We start from the raw sequence: 1,577 nt of genomic DNA, 5'->3' as shown, positions 1-1,577 counted from the left end.
GCCAGGTCCAGCGGCGCCTCGGGGTCGGGGCCCAGGGCCTGCGCCGCCTGCTGCGCCGCGTCGCTGCGGGCAAACAGGGTTTCGGCGCGGTCGGGATCGCCGCGCAGATAGGCGGCCCAGGCCAGATCGTCATAGAGCAAGTGCAGATGCCGGCGGCCCTGTTCGGACCGTTCCAGCAGGGCGATCCCTTGGCGCAGGGTGTCTTCCACCCGGTCATGCTGTCCGAAATAGCCCTCGGCGGTGGCAATGGTTCGCAGCGCCAGCGCCAGCCGCGGATCGGCGGTATCATCCACCGCCAGCGCGAACAGCGCCGCCATGCGCACGGTTTCCAGCCGCTCGAGCGTGTTGATATTGGCCCCCTCGGCCAGTGGCAGGGCGATGTCGCGCATGTTGCGCACAAAGTCCTGTTCGTCCTGCGACAGGGTGCCGGTGGCTTTCCACACCAGGATCTGGCTGCGCGCGCGGTCATAATCGCCGATCTGCACCAGCGCGAAATAGCGGTTGAACATCAGGTTGCGCATTGCCTGATCGCGGTTGTCCAGCGGGTAGTAGCGGCGCAGCACCAGCAGCTTGCCCTCGATCAGCGGCACCACGTCCTGCCAGCGCCCGTCACCTTCGGCGGTTTCGATCAGCTGCGACAATCGGGTGTAGAGGTCGCCATAGACGCCTTCGATCAACTCGGGCTGGGTCAGCGTGACTTCGGTCAGCGCCACCACCGCCTGCGGGTAGGCGCCGGTGTCGAGGTAGAACCGCGTCAGCGCCGCCGCCACCGCGCCCTGCAGATCGGTCTCGCGCGCCAGGCGCATCGCCCGTTCCAGCAGCGTCCGCGCCTGGTCGGCCTGCCCCCGCCGGGCCAGGTGTTCGCCCAGCTGCACCATGGTGGTCAGGTTTGCCGGATGGGCGGTGTGCCCGGTTTTGCCCATGTAGAGCAGGGATTCGCGCCACAGCTCTTCGGCCCGGCCGGGGCTATCCAGCGCGGTGGACAGCAGGAAGGCCAGGTTGTTGAACGCCGTGGCGCGCGCGTTCGGGTCGGCATCGGGGCGCGCTCGCGCGGCGGCCAGCGCCTGTTCGGCGATCTCGGCCGCGCCGGCGGTATCGCCGGCGACAAAGCGGTCCAACGCGCCCTGGTTCAGCGCGGCCAGGTCCGTCTGCGCCACCGCCGCCTGCATCCAGAGGGCGGCCAGAACGGCGGCGGCGCGGCGCAGCCTCACCGCTCACATCCCCGAGGGCACAACCTGCAACCCGGCCATCTGCCAGGCCTGCAAGCCGCCGCGATACCAATAGACATTGGTATAGCCGGCCGCCACCGTGCGCAGCGCGGCGTTATAGCTGAGCCAGCAATTGGGATCGCTGCAATACAGCACGATCGGGGCATCGCGCCGCCCGCCGGTGACCTTGTCGAGCCAATGCGCCGCCTGCTGCTGGATCCGGTCCTCGAAACTGCCGGGCGAGGCCAGCGTTGGCGCCACCACCGCGCCCGGCAGGCTGTAGGCCGCGCCCAGCACGTCGATCAGCAGCATCTGCTGCCCGGCGGCCAGCGCCCCGGCCACACCCGCGGTGTTCACCGTGGCCGCGCC

Annotated in this window: 2 protein-coding genes; both read right to left on the bottom strand. The window is 69.8% G+C overall.

Features of this window, described 5'->3' with window-relative positions; translation table 11 throughout:
• The coding region (locus tag CVM52_RS25605; protein WP_133120007.1) for a tetratricopeptide repeat protein at positions 1-1,211 on the bottom strand (1,211 nt) is incomplete at its 3' end.
• A 3-nt stretch (positions 1,212-1,214) separates the two neighbouring features.
• Positions 1,215-1,577, bottom strand: a 363-nt coding sequence (locus CVM52_RS25600; protein WP_276308669.1) for a rhodanese-like domain-containing protein, incomplete at its 5' end; no start/stop codon positions are given.

It is taken from the genome of Pseudooceanicola lipolyticus, from assembly GCF_002786325.1.
Classification (GTDB): Bacteria; Pseudomonadota; Alphaproteobacteria; order Rhodobacterales; family Rhodobacteraceae; genus Pseudooceanicola_C; species Pseudooceanicola_C lipolyticus.
This window is presented reverse-complemented; position numbering and strand designations above follow the sequence as displayed.